Origin of the sequence: Nocardia aurantia (assembly GCF_009604425.1) — a bacterium.
Lineage (GTDB): Bacteria > Actinomycetota > Actinomycetes > Mycobacteriales > Mycobacteriaceae > Nocardia > Nocardia aurantia.
Window position 1 is genome coordinate 162,331 of the sequence record NZ_WEGI01000001.1, and the last position, 14,934, is coordinate 177,264.

16 protein-coding genes are annotated in these 14,934 nt (G+C 68.2%); 7 read left to right on the forward strand and 9 right to left on the reverse strand.

Features of this window, described 5'->3' with window-relative positions:
* Positions 1-131: 131 nt before the first annotated feature.
* A complete protein-coding gene (locus tag NRB56_RS00800) occupies positions 132-1,313 on the forward strand; it encodes a cytochrome P450 (RefSeq protein WP_153338962.1) in 1,182 nt (393 codons plus the stop codon).
* Between the two features lie 180 nt (positions 1,314-1,493).
* Here the strand turns inward: NRB56_RS00800 and NRB56_RS00805 are convergent, their stop codons facing one another.
* Genes NRB56_RS00805 through NRB56_RS00820 form a run of 4 tightly spaced genes read right to left on the reverse strand, consistent with a single transcriptional unit; the run spans position 1,494 to position 5,135 of the window.
* On the reverse strand, positions 1,494-1,913 hold the full coding sequence (locus NRB56_RS00805; protein ID WP_153338566.1) for a nuclear transport factor 2 family protein: 420 nt from the start codon (positions 1,911-1,913) through the stop codon (positions 1,494-1,496).
* Positions 1,910-3,076 carry a thiolase domain-containing protein gene (locus NRB56_RS00810; RefSeq protein WP_153338567.1) on the reverse strand — a complete coding sequence of 389 codons (1,167 nt, stop codon included), beginning with the start codon at positions 3,074-3,076 and terminating at the stop codon, positions 1,910-1,912. The genes NRB56_RS00805 and NRB56_RS00810 overlap by 4 nt, the downstream gene beginning before the upstream one ends.
* A gap of 37 nt (positions 3,077-3,113) precedes the next feature.
* Positions 3,114-4,145 (reverse strand): thiolase domain-containing protein, encoded by a 1,032-nt coding sequence (locus NRB56_RS00815; RefSeq protein WP_153338568.1) that lies wholly within the window; start codon positions 4,143-4,145, stop codon positions 3,114-3,116.
* Positions 4,146-4,157: 12 nt separating this feature from the next.
* The gene (locus tag NRB56_RS00820; RefSeq protein WP_406603425.1) at positions 4,158-5,135 is read right to left on the reverse strand and encodes a Zn-ribbon domain-containing OB-fold protein; all 978 of its coding nucleotides are present in this window, start codon (positions 5,133-5,135) and stop codon (positions 4,158-4,160) included.
* Between the two features lie 143 nt (positions 5,136-5,278).
* Here NRB56_RS00820 and NRB56_RS00825 point away from each other — a divergent pair, with 143 nt between their 5' ends.
* From NRB56_RS00825 to NRB56_RS00845, 5 genes are all read left to right on the forward strand, one after another.
* On the forward strand, positions 5,279-6,316 hold the full coding sequence (locus tag NRB56_RS00825; RefSeq protein WP_153338569.1) for an LLM class F420-dependent oxidoreductase: 1,038 nt from the start codon (positions 5,279-5,281) through the stop codon (positions 6,314-6,316).
* 55 nt (positions 6,317-6,371) lie between these two features.
* Positions 6,372-8,024, forward strand: a complete 1,653-nt coding sequence (locus tag NRB56_RS00830; protein WP_319942380.1) for an acyl-CoA synthetase — start codon at positions 6,372-6,374, stop codon at positions 8,022-8,024.
* 116 nt (positions 8,025-8,140) lie between these two features.
* The gene (locus tag NRB56_RS00835) at positions 8,141-9,133 is read left to right on the forward strand and encodes a sigma-70 family RNA polymerase sigma factor (protein ID WP_153338571.1); all 993 of its coding nucleotides are present in this window, start codon (positions 8,141-8,143) and stop codon (positions 9,131-9,133) included.
* A 212-nt stretch (positions 9,134-9,345) separates the two neighbouring features.
* The gene (locus NRB56_RS00840) at positions 9,346-9,618 is read left to right on the forward strand and encodes a type II toxin-antitoxin system TacA family antitoxin (protein ID WP_153338572.1); all 273 of its coding nucleotides are present in this window, start codon (positions 9,346-9,348) and stop codon (positions 9,616-9,618) included.
* Positions 9,615-10,127, forward strand: a complete 513-nt coding sequence (locus NRB56_RS00845) for an N-acetyltransferase (RefSeq protein WP_194290684.1) — start codon at positions 9,615-9,617, stop codon at positions 10,125-10,127. Before NRB56_RS00840 ends, NRB56_RS00845 begins: the two co-directional genes overlap by 4 nt.
* Positions 10,128-10,142: 15 nt before the next feature.
* Here the strand turns inward: NRB56_RS00845 and NRB56_RS00850 are convergent, their stop codons facing one another.
* Complete coding sequence (locus NRB56_RS00850; protein ID WP_153338573.1) at positions 10,143-10,553, reverse strand: VOC family protein; 411 nt, start codon at positions 10,551-10,553, stop codon at positions 10,143-10,145.
* A 113-nt stretch (positions 10,554-10,666) separates the two neighbouring features.
* Here NRB56_RS00850 and NRB56_RS00855 point away from each other — a divergent pair, with 113 nt between their 5' ends.
* Positions 10,667-11,206, forward strand: coding sequence for an AAA family ATPase (locus NRB56_RS00855; RefSeq protein ID WP_153338574.1), 540 nt, complete (start codon positions 10,667-10,669; stop codon positions 11,204-11,206).
* A 335-nt stretch (positions 11,207-11,541) separates the two neighbouring features.
* On the opposite strand, the gene NRB56_RS00860 is transcribed toward NRB56_RS00855, so the two are convergent.
* The 4 genes from NRB56_RS00860 to NRB56_RS00875 form a co-directional block, all read right to left on the reverse strand.
* Entirely contained in the window at positions 11,542-12,201 is a 660-nt protein-coding gene (locus NRB56_RS00860) for an O-methyltransferase (RefSeq protein ID WP_153338575.1), read from the reverse strand.
* A 50-nt stretch (positions 12,202-12,251) separates the two neighbouring features.
* Positions 12,252-12,395 carry a hypothetical protein gene (locus tag NRB56_RS00865; protein WP_153338576.1) on the reverse strand — a complete coding sequence of 48 codons (144 nt, stop codon included), beginning with the start codon at positions 12,393-12,395 and terminating at the stop codon, positions 12,252-12,254.
* Positions 12,396-12,525: 130 nt separating this feature from the next.
* Complete coding sequence (locus NRB56_RS00870) at positions 12,526-13,635, reverse strand: acyl-CoA dehydrogenase family protein (RefSeq protein ID WP_153338577.1); 1,110 nt, start codon at positions 13,633-13,635, stop codon at positions 12,526-12,528.
* 22 nt (positions 13,636-13,657) lie between these two features.
* Positions 13,658-14,881: an acyl-CoA dehydrogenase family protein gene (locus NRB56_RS00875; protein ID WP_153338578.1), complete on the reverse strand. Its 1,224-nt coding sequence runs from the start codon at positions 14,879-14,881 to the stop codon at positions 13,658-13,660.
* Positions 14,882-14,934 lie beyond the last annotated feature (53 nt).

Below are 14,934 nucleotides of genomic sequence, written 5' to 3' on the forward strand. Positions count from 1 at the left end.
TTTACTAGTCGATCCGCCTGTGCTGCAATGGCCATAGAACGTGTTCCAATTACTGGAGGAGTCAGCTGGTGGTAGAGGCTGGTACCGCGCGGCCGAACGTGCCGGACGGTTTCGACGTCACCGACCCCGCGATGTGGGAGCAGCGCGTGCCGGTCGAGGAGTTCGCCGAACTCCGCCGCGCCGCGCCGATCTGGTGGAATCCGCAGTCCCCGGAGATCGGTGGCTTCCACGACGAGGGCTTCTGGGTGGTGTCCCGGCATGCCGACGTCAAGGAGGTGTCCCGGCGCAGCGATGTGTTCTCCACCTACGAGAACACCGCGATTCCGCGCTTCCAGGACGACATCCCGCGCGAGAACATCGACATGCAGCGGCTGATCCTGCTCAACATGGACCCGCCGGAGCACACCAAGCAGCGCAAGATCATCGCCCGCGGCTTCACCCCGCGCGTGATCAACGGCCTGCGCGCCGAGTTGTCGGCCCGCGCCGAGCGAATCGTGAAGGCGGCGGCCGAATCCGGAACCGGCGACTTCGTCGAGCAGGTCGCCTGCGAGCTGCCGCTGCAGGCCATCGCCGATTTGATCGGCGTGCCGCAGGAGGACCGGATGAAGGTCTTCACCTGGTCCAACGAGATGACCGGCTACGACGATCCGGACATGGACGCGGATCCGGTGATGGCGTCGGCGCAGCTGCTGGGCTACGCCTACCAGATGGCCGAGGACCGCAAGGCGAATCCGGCCGGCGACATCGTCACCGATCTGGTGCAGGCCGAGATCGACGGCGAGGCACTGACTTCCGAGGAGTTCGGCTTCTTCGTGATGCTGCTGGCGGTGGCGGGCAACGAGACCACCCGCAACGCCATCTCGCACGGTATGCACGCCTTCCTGGAACACCCGGATCAGTGGGAGCTGTTCAAGGCACAGCGCCCGGCCACCGCGGCCGACGAGATCATCCGCTGGGCCACCCCGGTGAGCATGTTCCAGCGCACCCTGCTCGCCGACGCCGAACTGTCCGGCGTGCAGATGACGAAGGGCCAGCGGCTGGTGCTGCTGTACCGCTCCGCCAACTTCGACGAGGACGTGTTCGAGAACCCGTACACCTTCGACATCTTGCGGGATCCCAACCCGCACTTGTCCTTCGGCGGCACCGGCGCGCACTTCTGCATCGGCGCGAACCTGGCCCGCCTGGAGGTCGACCTGATCTTCAACGCCATCGCCGACCACCTCCCCGACATCGCCGCTGTAGCCCAGCCCCGCCGCCTGCGCTCCGGCTGGCTGAACGGCATCAAGGAATACCAGGTGAATTACAAGCACTGATGCGGTCGTGACGCGAAGGGGGCCACCCATCGGTGGCCCCCTTCGGTGCTAACTCGACCGGCACGGTTTGCGGCCGCCCCCGGTGTTCCGGTGCCCGATGCGATGCGACGAAGGAGCAAGCAGCGGGTGCCGGAACACCGGGGTTACAGGCCGCAAACCAGCGAGGCGGAGCCGAGCAATTTATACAGCTCTGATGGTGGCCATTGCGCGCTCTTGTTCCCAGAAGGCGCGGAGAGCGGCGATCTTGCCGGAATCGTCTACGCGATAGGTGAATACGCCGTGGGCGTCGATGATCTGGCCGCCGATGGTGGTGCGGATGAGGCCGGTGTAGGCGACCTCGTTGCCGCAGGCGAACGAGTCGTCGAAGAGGAACTCGATGGACTCGGCCATGGCGATCGCCTTGTCCCAGAACGCCGCGATGGCGTCCCGGCCGCGGTGGCCGGCGCCCTCGGGGTCGAACAGCGAAGGGCCGACGGGATCTTCGACGATGCCGTCGGCGGCGAACAGGTCCAGCCAGGCGGCCTTGTCGCGGGCGCGGACCGCGGCCTGGGAGGCGCGGCCCGCCACGCGCGCGGGATGGTCCACTGCGGTGTCCGTCATGGCTTCTCCGATCCGACTACCCACATCGAGAAGTATTGTGAGCCACCGCCGTAGGCGTGGCCAAGGGCTTTTCGCGCATCTTCGACCTGGTAGTCGCCGGCGCGGCGCATGACCTGCTTGGCGGCCTCGGCGAACCGGATCATGCCGGACGCGCCGATCGGGTTGGAGCTGAGCACGCCGCCGGACGGGTTGACCGGCAGCTTCCCGCCGATCTCGGTCTCCCGGGCGTCGGTGAGCTTCCAGCCCTCACCTTCCGGCATGAAGCCGAGGTTCTCCAGCCACATCGGCTCGAACCAGGAGAAGGGCACGTAGATCTCGGCGGCGTCGATATCCTCGAGCGGGTTGGTGATGCCCGCCTGTTTCCACAGGGCGGCGGCGGCGTTGCGGCCCGCCTGCGGATTCACCTGGTCGCGACCGGCATACGCGAGCGGCTCGGTGCGCATCGCGGTGCCGTGCACCCAGGCGACGGTGCGGCCGTTCGCCGCCGCGGCGGCCGCGGCGGTCTCGTTGCCGAGCACCAGGGCGCACGCGCCGTCGGAGGACGGGCAGGTCTCGTCGAAACGGATGGGGTCCCAGAGCATCTGGGAGGCCAGCACCGATTCCATGGTGATGTCGGCCTGCTGCAGGTGGGCCAGCGGATTCTTGGCGCCGTTGCGGCGATCCTTCACCGCGACCATCGCGCCGATGTGCAAGGGCGCGTTGGCCCGCCGGATGTAGGCGCGCACGTGCGGGGCGAAATAGCCGCCCGCGCCGGCGCCGACCGGTTTGGTGAACGGCACCGGATTCGACAGTGCCCACATGGCATTGGATTCGGACTGCTTCTCCCAGGCCACGGCGAGTACCCTGCCGTGCACACCGCCCTGGATCAGGTTGGCGGCGACGACCCCGGTCGAGCCGCCGACCGAGCCGGCGGTGTGCACCCGCAACATCGGTTTCCCGGTGGCGCCCAGCGCATCCGCGAGGAACAGTTCCGGCATCATCGAACCCTCGAACAGGTCCGGCGCCTTGCCCACCACGACGGCGTCGATGTCGGCCATCGTGAGCTCGGCGTCGGCCAGCGCGCGATCGATTGCCTCCCTGCACATTCCGGCCATCGACACATCCGCGCGTTTCGTCACATGATGGGTCTGGCCGGTGCCGAGTACTGCGGCGAGTTCAGTCATGCCGATATCTCCCGATGATGATTCGTCTCCCGGTGGCTCATCGCGCCTCCAGGGTGGCGACGAGGTTCTGCTGCAGGGCGGGGCCGCTGCTCGCGTGGGCGAGGGCCCGGTTCGCGCTGCCGTCGATGATCGCGGTGGCGGCGTAGCCGATCCGCTCCAGACCGGCCGCGAACATCGGGTTTCCGGCGAGCGCGCCGCCGGACGGGTTGATCCGGGTGCCGTCGCCGAGTCCGATGGCCTGCTTCAGGATCAGCTGTTCGTGGCTGTACTGGGCGTGCAGTTCGGCGACGTCGAAACCCGAGGCGTCGCCGTCGGTCACGGCGCGGGCCGCGGCCCGGGTGGACGGCGAGTCGGTGAGGTCGCGGGCGCCGAGCACCGGGGTATCGATGCGGTGTGCCATGCCCGTCAGCCATGCCGGACGCGCGCAGAGTTCGCGGGCCCGGTCACCGGTCGCCAGCACGATCGCGGCGGCGCCGTCGGTGATCGGCGCGATGTCGTGCGCCCGCAGCGGATCGGCGACATACGGTGCGGCCAGCCGCTTCTCGATGTCCGCCTCGTCGAGCGCGCCGACCGCGGCCAGATCGCGTTCGGTCCAGCGGCCGCTGTCCAGTCCGGCGCGGGCGGCCAGCCCGGCGATCGAATCGGCGTCCGGCCACAGCGGACCGACCAGGTACGGATCCATCTGCATGGTCAGCACCTGGCGCAGCGTGCCCGCCGACGGCTTGCCGAAGCCGTAGACCAGAGCCGTATCCGCTTGTCCGGAGCGGAGTTTCACCCACGCCTCGTACAGCGCCCAGGCGGCGTCCATCTCGACGTGCGACTCGTTGATCGGCGGCACCGCGCCGATCGAGTCGATCGCCGAGATGAACGAGAAGGCGCGCCCCGCCAGGTAATCCGAGGATCCGGAGCACCAGAAGCCGATATCGGCGACGGTGATGCCCAGCTTGTCGTACAGGTTCCGGAAACACGGCGTGAGCATCTCCACGCCGTTGGTGGTGCCGAAGGTCTCCCGGACGTGCGGCGCGTGGGCGAAACCCACCACCGCGATGTCGGTTGCTCTGTCGCTCAAGGTATTCAGCCCTTACAAGTGGTGCGAGTAGGTCTCGTACTCGGCGTCCGGCTCACCGGTCGGCTCGAAGTGTGAGATGTTGTCGAGGCCGTCGTAGGTCCATTCGGCGCGCGGCTTCCAGGATCCCTTGACCCGCATGCCCATTCGGACCTCGGTCACGTCGCAGCCGAGCACCAGGTGCAGGAACGGGATGTCGGCACCGTCGAGCAGCACGTACGCGGCCACGTAGGGCGGCTTGATGCGCTGGCCCTGGAACGGCACGTTCACGATGCAGAAGGTGGTGACGATGCCGGTGTCGGGCAGTTCGACGTAGTCGTCGGTGGCCTCACCGGTGCGCGGATCGGCGCCGCGCGGCGGGAAGTACACCTTGCCGTCGGTGGCGCGCGCGCCGAGCAGGCGGCCGTCGGCGATGGCCTTCAGGAATTCGGTCTCCTGCGGCGACGCGGTGTGCTTGTAGCGCAGATCAACCGGGGTGACGATCGCGGTCACCGGCACACTCTCGTCGACGGCGGAATCCGCTGGCGCCGTGGAGGTTTCACCGGGTTCGAAGCATTCGATGTCGTGGATGCCGCCGCTGCGCCCGGCGGCCCAGCGCGCCCGCACCCGCAGGCCGGTGTGGATGTCGTCGGGGGAGGCCACGTCGACCGCGTGCAGCAGGCCGGTGTCGGCGCCGTCCAGCCGGATCAGCGCGTAGGCGAACGGCCGGTCGAAGGGCTGGCCGGGTAACGGTTCCCGTACCCATGACCAGGTCGCGACGGTGCCCACGTCGGCGACGTCGACGAAGTCGGTCAGCGGTTCGGCGGTGACCGGATCGTATTCGGCCGGCGGCACCAGGACCCGGCCGTCGGAACCGCGCACGCCCACGACACGCCCGGACCGCAGCCCGGTGAGGAAGCGTCCGATGGTCGGACCGACGGATCTGGTGTAGTCGAACTTGAGCCGCAGCTCCGCGGCGAGCACCTCCGGCGTGGCGCCGCCGTCGTCGGAGATGGTGCCGGCAATGGTGTTCCCCTGAGTCACGACATCGAGTAGAACAGGTTCTTATTCTCGGGGCAAGGGCCGCCGGGCATAGTAGGACCCGTGCAGGTGACGGCCGCAGGCCGTGATCGTGGCTCCGCGAGAAAGGACATGGCATGCGTTTCGGATTGCAGCTCGGGTACTGGGGTGCGCAGCCGCCGGCGAACGCCGCGGAATTGATCACGGCGGCCGAGGAATCGGGCTTCGACGCGGTGTTCACCGCCGAGTCGTGGGGGTCGGACGCGTTCACGCCGCTGGCCTGGTGGGGATCGTCGACACAACGGGTGCGGCTGGGCACCTCGGTGGTGCAGCTGTCCGCGCGCACACCCACCGCCACCGCGATGGCCGCGCTCACCCTCGACCATCTCAGCGGCGGCCGGGCCATCCTGGGACTCGGCGTGTCCGGGCCGCAGGTGGTGGAGGGCTGGTACGGCGAGCCGTTCGCGAAACCGCTGGCGCGCACCCGGGAATACGTCGATGTGGTGCGGCAGGTGCTGGCCCGCGAGGCGCCGGTGGTGAACGATGGTTCGCACTATCCGCTGCCGTATCGGGGCGCCGGCGCGACCGGCCTGGGCAAGCCGCTCAAGCCGATCACCCATCCGCTGCGCGCGGACCTGCCGATCTGGCTGGGCGCCGAGGGGCCGAAGAATGTCGCGCTGACCGCCGAGATCGCCGACGGCTGGCTCGCCATCTACTACACGCCGCGGCTGGCCGGCATGTACAACGAGTGGCTCGAGGAGGGCTTCGCGCGGCCCGGCGCCCGGCGCACCCGTGCGGATTTCGAGATCGCCGCCACCGCGCAGGTGATCCTGACCGACGACGTGGCCGGGGAACTCGATCGGCTGCGGCCCTTTTCGGCGTTGTACATCGGCGGGATGGGCGCCGAGGATCTCAACTTCCACGCGGAGGTGTACCGCCGCATGGGATACGGCGAGGTGGTCGACGAGGTCACCGCCCTGTTCCGGTCCGGCCGCAAGGCCGAGGCGGCGGCTGCGGTGCCCGACGAACTGATCCTCGACACGACGATCATCGGCGACGAGGCGCACGTCCGGGAACAGCTCGGAGTGTGGGAGAAGGCCGGGGTCACGATGCTGCTCGTGGGGGCGCGCGACATCGAGCAGGTGCGGCGGCTCGCACCCCTGCTAGCGCATTAGTAAACCCTGTAAATCAAGTCTTGTCAGTTGCATGAACACGTTCTATTTTTGTCGTGTGGGTTACAACATCGCTGATCTTGTCGAACACGCCATCGATCTCGTGCCGGAACGTGTCGCGCTGGCCGACGACACCCGCTCGGTAACGTATGCCGAATTGGAGGAGCGAACCAACAAACTGGCGCACTACCTGCAGGAACATGGTGTGCGGCCGGGCGACAAGGTCGGCATCTACTCGCGTAACACGATCGAGGCAGTGGAGGCCATGGTCGCGGTGTTCAAAGCACGCGCGGTGATGATCAACGTCAACTTCCGCTACGTCGAGAACGAGTTGCAATACATATTCGATAATTCGGATATGGTCGCGTTGATCCACGAGCGCCGATACACCGATCGAGTGGCCGGTGTGCGTCCGAATACGCCCAAGCTGACGACGGTTCTGGTCGTCGACGACGATACCGCCGGGCAGTTCCCGACCGCGCCGGATTCGGTCGAATACGAAGCGGCGCTGGCGGCTTCGTCCGGTGAACGGGACTTCGCCCCGCGCTCGCCCGACGACATCATGATGATCTACACCGGCGGCACCACCGGCCTGCCCAAGGGCGTCATGTGGCGGCATGAGGACTGGTGGCGGGTGCTCGGCGGCGGCATCAACTTCGTCACCGGCGAAGTGGTGCAGGACGAGTGGCAGCAGGCGAAGGTCGGCGCGGGTAATCCGCAGTTGGTGCGATACCCGATTCCGCCGATGATCCACGGCGGTTCGCAGACGGCCACCTTCCACAGCCTCTTCGACGGCGGCAAGGCGATCATGCTGCCCGAGTTCAGTGGGCACGGGGTATGGCAGGCCATCGACCGGCACACCATCAACCTCATCTTCGTCACCGGCGACGCGATGGCCCGGCCGATGCTCGACGCGCTGCTGGCCGGGAACCCGGAAACCGGTGAGCCGTACAAACATTCGAGTCTCTGGGCGATGGCGTCCAGCGCCGCGCTGTTCTCGCCGACGCTCAAGGACCAGTACCTGGAACTGCTGCCGAACACGATGATCACCGATTCGATCGGCTCCTCGGAGACCGGTTTCGGCGGCCTGTCGGTGGCGGCCAAGGGCGCCACCCACACCGGTGGCCCGCGGGTGAAGATCGACGCCTCCACCGACGTGCTCGACGAGGACGGTAATCCGGTGGCGCCGGGCTCCGGGCAGGTCGGGCTGCTGGCCCGCCGCGGGCACATCCCGCTCGGCTATTACAACGACCCGGTGAAAACCGCCGCGACGTTCAAGGAGTTCAACGGGATTCGCTACTCGATCCCCGGCGACTACGCCCGGGTGGAGGAGGACGGTTCGGTGACGATGCTCGGCCGCGGCTCGGTGAGCATCAACTCCGGCGGCGAGAAGATCTATCCGGAGGAGGTCGAGGGCGCGCTGAAATGCCATCCGGACGTCTTCGACGCGCTGGTCGTCGGCGTGCCCGACGAGCGCTGGGGGCAGCGGGTCGGCGCGGTGGTGCACTGCCGCGACGGCAAGCGGCCGAGCCTGGAGGATCTGCGCCCGGTGCTGACCCGGGAGATCGCCTCCTACAAGCAGCCCCGCAGTCTCTGGTACGTCGACGCGATCCAGCGGAATCCGGCCGGCAAGCCCGATTACCGGTGGGCGCACGCCGAGGCCGAATCCCGGCCCTCGGACGAGGACGCACCGGCGCCGACCACGAAATAACGCCGCTTCTTGTCGGTGCCCTGTGCCACAGTGGGACCAGAGCGGGGGTGATGCGCGGTTGCCAGCGCCGGATCGGGCCGAGAGGCCCCCGCTCATGCGACGAGAGGAACGACAGCATGAGCACCAGCGCCGGCTCCACCGGAGTCGAGGAGATCCTGCCCGAATTCGAGGGATACCGGCGGGAGCTGTGCGCATACGCCTACCGGATGCTCGGCTCCTCCTTCGAGGCGGAGGACGCGGTCCAGGAGACGCTCACCCGGGCGTGGAAGGCCTACGACTCGTTCGAGGGTCGATCCAGCCTGCGGTCCTGGCTGTACCGCATCACCACCAACGTGTGCCTGGACATGCTGGACGGGCCGCAGCGCCGGGCGATGCCGATGGATCTGACCGGTCCGTCCACGGCCGACTCGCCGCTGCCCCCGCCGCGCACCGACGTGCCCTGGATCGAGCCCATCCCGAACGGGCTGGCCTTCGGCTCCGATCCGGCCGACCGGGCCGCCACCAAGGATTCGCTGCGGCTGGCCTTCCTGGCCGCCATGCAGCATCTGCCGGCCACCCAGCGCGCGATCCTCATCATGCGTGAGGTGTTGCGGTTCTCCGCCAACGAGACCGCCGACATGCTCACCATGTCCCCCACCTCGGTGAACAGCGCGCTGCAACGGGCCCGCGCCACCATCGCCAAGGTGCAGCCGACGGCGGAGAAGTCCTACGACGACACCGACGAGGAGCAGCGCAAGTTCGTCGAGGCGTACGTGCACGCCTTCGAGGCGTTCGACATGGAGGCGCTCACCGCCCTGCTGAAGAAGGACGTCGACATGCAGATGCCGCCGTTCGACTTCTGGGTGCGCGGCCCGCGCGAGGTCGCGGACTTCATGCTCACCCTCGGATCCGCCTGCCGCGGTTCGAAACTCGTCCCCCTCGCGGGCGCCAACGGCCTCCCGGCCTTCGGCCACTACAAGCCCAGCGATGCGGACCCGTCGGTGCTCGAGCCGTGGTCCATCACGGTGCTCGAACTCGACGGCGACCGCGGCATCAGCGGCCTGAACTACTTCCTGGACACCGAGAAGCTGTTCCCCCTGTTCGGCCTGCCACCGGAGCTGCGGGTGTGAGCACCGGGCGCCGGGACACAGGTGCTTGCTCTCGGGCATGATGGGGCTATACCGCCCATCCCCTCTGGGGATGGGTTTACTTTTCCCGGGTGTCTGCCTCACTGGCCGCGCATCCAGAACTTTGCCCTCGGTTGGCCGAGTCGCTAGCGTTGTACGGACAGTAGCCGTACATTCGGTGGTGTGCCGAACGGCACCCGAAGTGAGGTCACGCGATGAGCGACATCAAAACAGGGAGATTCGAGATCAGGCTGGCCGAAGAGGGGCGCAACCAGATCGAAGCGGCGGCCGGAGTCGTCGGCGAGACACTGACCGACTTTGTGCGTAAGGCGGCGATGCAGCGTGCCGACCAGGTCCTCGCGCTGTCCAGCCGGACCATGATGCCGGCGGAGCAGTTCGACGAGATGATCAGATCGCTGGACATCGCCGATGAAGCGCCCGCGCTGGCCGAGGCCGTGGCACGCGGCCGGAGGTTCGTCCGCAGGTGAACGCGCCGATCTCGACCCGGCTCACCGGGGAGCACGATGTGTCGCAGTTCGACTGTGGCAATGAGGTTTTGAACAAATGGTTGCAGATCAAAGCGCTCTCCGCGGACAAGGGGATGACCAGCCGGACCTATGTCTGGTTGTTCGATGACGACCCGACTGCGGTCAAGGCGTACTACGCGATAGCACCGACTTCGGTCAACCGCGCCGAAGACGGTCTTTCCAGCGGCGCGGCGGGAGGGATGCAGTCCGTACCGGCGTTCCTGCTGGCCAAGTTCGCTCTCGACAGTTCGATACAGGGTCGGGGATACGGGACCGATCTGCTCATCGACGCTGTTTCGAAGATCATCGGAGCCGCTCAGGTATCCGGCGGTCGGCTGATCGTGGTCGATGCCATCGACGAGGCGGCGTTCAACTTCTACAAGAAGTACAGCTTCATCCCGGTGCAGAAGACGCCCGGTCGTCTGGTCATGAAGATGACGACGGCCCTCGGTGCGTTCGGGATTGGCTAGAACGCTCGCCGGTTGTCACTGCCCGCGCATCCAGAACGCTTCCCACTGGTGGCCATCCGGGTCGAGGAAGGTGCGGCCGTACATGCCGATCGCCATTTCCTGAAGCCGGCGGTCCGGGTGCAGTTCCTCGACCGCGCCGGCGGCCACGGCGGCGGAGACCAGGGTGTCGACCGCGTGCATACTGCCGAGCGCCAGCGCGTAGACCGCCCCCACCGTCGCGGTGGTGATCGCACGCGGCCGCTGAGCGAAGTTGTGGAAGAAGTTCTGCGACAACAACATCACGCTGATGTTGTCGTCGATCACCACACAGGCGGCGGCATCGTCGGTGAACTCCTGATCGATCTTCCAGCCCAGCCGCTCGTAGAAAGCCTTCGACCGCTCCAGATCGGCCACCGGTAGGTTGAGGAAGATCATCGTGCTCGGCATCTCCGAGTCCTCTCGGGCCGGGGAACAGTACGGACAGGTATATCGACGGTTCAACCGTCCGGAACTCATCGGTGCGGTGTCCGCCGGCGGACCGCCGCTATACCGTGATCCGCATGTCCGATCCCCGCGACGGCGTCTACCTGATCACCGGAATCCAGGCGTCCGGTAAGTCGACCGTGGCTCAGGCGCTGGCCGAGCGGCTGCCGCGCTCGGTCCATGTACGCGGAGATGTGTTCCGGCGCTTCGTGATCGGTGGGCGCACGGAGATGTCGCCCGAGCCGTCCGCCGAGGCGCTGGATCAGTTGCGGCTGCGGCATCGGCTCGCGGCGCGGGCTGCCGACGACTATGCCGCCGCCGGCTTCACCGCGGTCTTGCAGGATGTGGTGCTCGGCGCGATGTTGCCGTATCTGGTCGGCCATATCCGGACCCGTCCGCTGCGGGTCGTGGTGCTGGTGCCGCGTCCGGAAGTGGTGGCCCGGCGCGAGGCGGGGCGGCGCAAACGTGCGTACGGGGCCTTCAGCGTCGAAGATCTCGACACCGGCCTTCGCCGCGACACGCCTCGCCTGGGCCTCTGGCTCGACAGCTCGGACCTCACCGTCGATCAGACCGTCGACGAAATCCTCACCCGTGCACAACCATTGGCGACGGGATAGTTCGGCCGAGCTGATTCGCGACCCGGGCTCGGTATCGAGAGCGCTTGTGTTTCCGGGCAGCTCGGTCCCTTTCGCGCGATGCTCGGGGTACGGCGATCGAAATCTCTCGGTGGCAACGGCTTCCGGAATCGAGCGATGTGCGCAGGATCGGACCGACGTGAACGGTAGTGAGATACCTTCGGGCCGAACCGGCTCGGCTGGGACGGTCCGGTCAGGGCCGCGATCTTGTAGGTGGCTTCGATGCGGGCAGTGGATGCGGCGCGCGGCCGCCGGGCTGTCGTCGAATGCGCGGCCGCGCGGCGAGCGCCGGCGGGGTGGGGCGGGAACGCTTCGCATCAGCCGATGCGGAAGGCCACCTCCACGCTGGGCTGGGTGGCGGAGGAGAGGTAGCCGCTGTTGCCGCGCAGGTATTCCAGCAGTTCCGGGCTGGAGTCGGAGTTGTCGGCGATGACGAGGGCGCCGGGGGCGAGGCGGGGCTCGAGCAGTTGCACGATGTCCAGGTACATGTGCTTGGCGCCGTCCAGGAACAGGATGTCGACGTTGGGGGGCACGTCGCGGGCCAGGGTTTCCATGGCGTCGCCGAGGCGGATCTCCACCAGATCGTCCAGTTGGGCCTCGGCCAGCGAGGCGAGGGCGGTCTGGGCCTTCGACTCGACGAATTCGGTGCCGATCACGCGGCCGCCGCCGTTGTCCCGGACCGCCGAGGCCAGGCACAGGGTGGACAGGCCGAAGGAGGTGCCGAACTCCACCACGGTCTTGGCATGCCGGGTGCGGGCCAGGATGTACAGCAACTTCGCGGTCTCCGGACGGACCGCGAGGTAGAGGTCCTTGGCGTCCTCCTCGAAGAAGGTCTGCCAGTTCTCCGGCTCGGGGCGTCGCCCCTGATCGGCCTGCCGGTTCTCCCAGCGGGCCCGCATGGCCTCGCGCTGCTGGTCGACATCGGCCTGCATGCGGGCGAGGACGTCGGCCGCGGGGGAGCTCGTCAGAGTCGTCATGGCTACCAGCATCACACGACTGCGCGGTCTCGCGGGGTCCCAGCGACCGTTCACAGCAGACCCGAAGGTCTCATCTTCGCGTCGGCCTGGGCGTCCGCCGGAGCGCGGGAATGCGCGCGGGTGCGGACGATCGCGGACCGGGCGGGCCGACGATTCGCCCGGCCGCGGCCATGGACGACGGTCGTGTCGGACATCCGCGGCATCTCGCCGCCCGGAGGGGTGCCGGGCGGCAGGGCGTCCGGGTCATCCGGTCTGCTGCGCCGGAGCGACCGCGTTGGCGGGCCGGGCACGGGCACCGCCGCGAGCGGCGTCCGGCGGGGTGGTTCAGTCGCGGGCGAGGAGGGCGCCGAGGGCGCGCAGGTGGTCGGTGGCTCCGCCGAGGGCGAACTCGTTGTGCTTGGCGGCGATGAAGTAGTTGTGCACGATGTGGTCGCGGTCGATGCCGACGCCGCCGTGTACGTGGACGGCGGTGTGGGCCACCCGGTGGCCGGCGTCGGCGGCCCAGAACTTGGCGGTGTGGATCTCGGCGGTGGCGTCGAGGTCCTCGGACAGCCGCCAGGCGGCCTGGGTCACGGCCAGGCGCAGGCCCTGGACGTCGATGTAGCCGTCGGCGAGGCGCTGGGCGACCGCCTGGAAGCTGCCGATCTTGCGACCGAACTGCTCGCGTTCGCGGGCGTAGTCGGCGACCAGTTCCAGGGCGCGCTCGACCGTGCCGAGTTGCTGGGCGGCCAGGCCGAGCCAGGCCCGGTCCAGCAGCCAGGCGAGCGCGCCGGAATCCAGCGTGCCGACCAATTCCGCTGGGGCCGAGTCGAATTCGAGTTCCGACTCGGGGGTCTTGTCCACCACCTGTTGTTCCGCCGCCCGGACGCCGGGGGCGCCGGGATCGACCAGGAACAGCGCGGTCCCGGTGCCGGACGTGCCGGAGACGCTGGCGGGCACGAGGATTCGGGAGGCGTGTGCGGCGAACGGAACCGCGGTCTTCGTGCCCGTGAGCAGCCAGTGGCCGGCGTCGGCCACGGCCAGGGTGGTCGGCCGCGCCGGATCCCAGTTTCGTTCCTCGGCCAGGGCGACGGTGAGAATCGTCTCGCCCGCAGCCGCTTTCGCGGCCAGCTCGGTCTGGGCCGGCGAGCCGAAGCGGGCCAGGGCGGCGGCGCCGAGGGCGATCGACCACAGGTACGGCACGGCGGCGACGTGGCGGCCGAGCTCGCGGAGGATCGCGGTCTGCTCGAGTACGCCGAAATCGCTGCCGCCCAGGGACTCCGGCAGCGCCGAGGCCAGCACTCCGGTCTCGGCCAGTGATCGCCACAGCGGTTCGTCGAAACGAGCGGGGGCGTGGTCGAGTTCGCGCAGGCGGTCGGCGGTGACGAGTTTGCCGCACACCTCACCGGTCAGCCGGGTGAGATCCTGCTGTGCTTCGGTCTGCGTGAAATCCATTGTGATTACCTGGCTTTCGGAACTAGCGGGCTGCGGCGGGCTGGCGCAGGGCGGTCATGGCGATGATGTCGCGCTGCACCTCGTTGGTGCCGCCGCCGAAGGTGAGGATCAGGCAGGAGCGGTGCATCCGTTCCAGTCGTCCGCGCAGCAGCGCGCCCGGCGAGTCCTGGCGGAGGTACGCCTGCGGGCCGAGCACCTCCATCAGCAATCGGTATGCCTCCGTGGCGAGTTCGGTGCCGAGAACCTTGCAGGTGGAGGCGTCCCACGGCCGGGGACCGGCCTTCTCGGCACTGCCCGCGGCGCCGGTTTCGGCACTGCCCGCGGATGCGGCCGAGGCGATCTCCCAGTTCAGCAGCTTCAGGTATTCGACCTTGGCGTGCACCCGGGCCAGATTGATCCGCACCCATTCGCTGTCGATCACCCGCGCGCCGTGGGCGTCACGGGTTCCCCTGGCCCAGTCCAGGGTCTGGGACAGGGCCAGTTGCAGCGAGCCCGCCGAGGTCAGTGCCACCCGTTCGTGGTTGAGCTGGTTGGTCACCAGCGGCCAGCCGCCGTTCTCGGGGCCGACCAGCGCGGTCGCGGGGACCCGCACGTCCTGGTAGTAGGTGGCGCTGGTGTCGACCCCGGCCATGGTGTGCACCGGCGTCCAGGAGAAGCCCTCGGCGGTGGCCGGCACGATGAACATGCTGATGCCCTTGTGCTTCTTGGCCGTCGGATCGGTGCGGGCGGCCAGCCAGATGTAGTCGGCGTAGGGGATGAGGCTGGTCCACATCTTCTGGCCGTTGATGATCCAGTCGTCGCCGTCGCGCACGGCGGCGGTGCGCAGGCTCGCGAGGTCGGTGCCGGCGCCGGGTTCGGAATACCCGATGGAGAAGTGCAGCTCGCCGGCCGCGATCTTCGGCAGGAAGAATTTCTTCTGTTCCGGGCTGCCGTAGTGCATGATCGTCGGCGCCACCGAGTTGATGGTCAGGAACGGCACCGGGGCGCCCGCGATCGCGGCCTCGTCGGCGAAGATCAGCATGTCGAGCATCGGGCGGTCCTGGCCGCCGAACTCCTTCGGCCAGCCCAGCGCGAGCCAGCCGGCCCGTCCCATGTCGCGGACGACCTCGCGGTAGACGTTGCCGGTGCCGTACTCGCCGGTCTGCGCGGACAGCGCGGCCCGGCGCTCCGGCGTGATCAGCCGCGCGAAGTACTCGCGCAGTTCGGCGCGAAGTTGCTCCTGCTGCTGGTTGTACGCGATCCGCATGGGGTCACCTCGTCTTCGGTGGTCGTTGCGCCGATCATTGCACAAGGACTGGA